Genomic DNA, 1804 nt, shown 5'->3' on the forward strand with positions numbered 1-1804 from the left:
GTGGTCGCCGTCCGCCGCCCCGCGACCCGGGACGGACTCCCCCTGGGCGTGGGGGTGGACGGTCCGACCCGCCGGTGCCGGCCGCACTCCCCCACGGGCGCGCAACTCCCCCAAGCTCTCGGCGTCGCTCGAGCAAGGGGAGACCCCCACCAACAGCACGCCCCGACCAGCAAGGAACGACCATGGCGTCCAGCCTGACGAAGGACTCGGTCCGCCCGGGCACCCCCGGTTCCGAGAAGACCTTCTTCGGCCACCCCCGCGGACTGGCCACCCTCTTCATGACCGAGATGTGGGAGCGTTTCTCCTACTACGGCATGAAGGCCCTGCTCCCGCTGTACCTGGTGGCCCCGGGCGGGCTGCACATGAACGCGGCCACGGCGACCGCGATCTACTCCGTGTACCTGTCGCTCGTCTACCTGCTCGCCCTGCCCGGCGGCTGGTTCGCGGACCGCGTCCTCGGCCCCCGCAAGACGGTGGCGGTCGCGGGCACGATCATCATGCTCGGCCACCTCACGCTGGCGCTGCCCAGCTCCGGCACCTTCTTCGCCGGCCTGGGCCTGGTCGCGATCGGCTCCGGTCTGCTGAAGGCCAACATCTCCACGATGGTCGGTCACCTCTACGACGGCCCGGACGACCCGCGCCGTGACGGTGGCTTCACCCTCTTCTACATCGGCATCAACCTGGGCGCCTTCGCCGCTCCCCTGGTCATCGGCACCGTCGGTGAGAACTACAACTGGCACCTGGGCTTCGCGCTCGCCGCGCTCGGCATGGCGCTGGGTCTGGCCCAGTTCCTGCTCGGCACCCGCCACCTGAGCTCGCGCTCGGACATCGTCCCGACGCCGCTGTCGGACGCCGAGAAGAAGGCCACCCAGACCAAGGCCGCCCTGTGGGCGGGCGTCGCCGCCGTCTTCTACGCCGTCGTCGGTGTCTCCGGCGTCTACACGCTGAACTGGCTGCTCGTCCCGATCACCATCGCGGGTCTGCTCATCCCGGTCGTCGTCATCGCGCGCATCAAGCGCGACAAGGACCTGGACCGCGCGGAGCAGGGCAAGATGAGCGCCTACATCTGGTTCTTCGTCGCCGCGGCCGTGTTCTGGATGATCTACGACCAGGGTGGCTCGACGGTGTCCCTGTTCGCCGACTCCTCGGCGAAGAACACCGTCTTCGGCTGGGACTTCCCGGTCTCCTGGTACCAGTCGGTCAACCCGGTCATGATCATGGCGTTCGCGCCGGTCTTCGCGTGGATGTGGCTGGCGCTGGCCCGCCGGGGCAAGGAGCCGAGCACCGCGGTGAAGTTCGCGGGCGGTCTGGTCCTGATCGGCGCCTCCTTCTTCCTGTTCCTCGCCCCGCTGGCGATCGCCGACGGCGGTCACAAGGCGGCCGCGATGTGGCTGGTCGGCATCTACTTCGTGCAGACCATCGGTGAGCTGCTGCTCTCCCCGGTCGGCCTGTCGGTCACCACGAAGATGGCGCCCGCGAAGTACGCCTCCCAGATGATGGGTGTCTGGTTCCTGGCCGTCACCGCCGGTGACGCCACCACCGGTCTGCTCTCCATCGCCGGTGTCGACCTGAACAAGACGGGCATCGTGGCCCTGCAGGCCGTCCTCGCCGTGCTCGCCGGTGTCGCGGTGTGGATGTACCGCAAGAAGGTCAAGGAGCTCATGGGCGACGTCCACTGACGTCCGCCCGGTCGGCTGATCGACGGAGGGCCGCCGCCCCCCCGGGGGGTGGGCGGGGCCCCCCGCGCGTACAGCGGGGCCCCCCGCCCCCCCGGCCCTGATACCACCCCCCCCCCCCCCCAAAG

General features: G+C 70.0%; 1 protein-coding gene. It reads left to right on the forward strand.

Going from position 1 to position 1804, the window contains the following annotated elements; all coding sequences use genetic code 11:
- Positions 1 to 182: 182 nt before the first annotated feature.
- Entirely contained in the window at positions 183 to 1679 is a 1497-nt protein-coding gene (locus ACFW2E_RS46300; RefSeq protein WP_384478036.1) for an oligopeptide:H+ symporter, read from the forward strand.
- Positions 1680 to 1804: the final 125 nt, after the last annotated feature.

This window comes from Streptomyces sp. NPDC058964 (assembly GCF_042741275.1).
Taxonomy (GTDB): domain Bacteria; phylum Actinomycetota; class Actinomycetes; order Streptomycetales; family Streptomycetaceae; genus Streptomyces.

Coding starts and splice junctions, on each gene's coding strand:
- ACFW2E_RS46300 (WP_384478036.1), top strand. CDS start 183: ATGGCGTCCAGCCTGACGAAGGACTCGGTCCGCCCGGGCACCCCCGGT.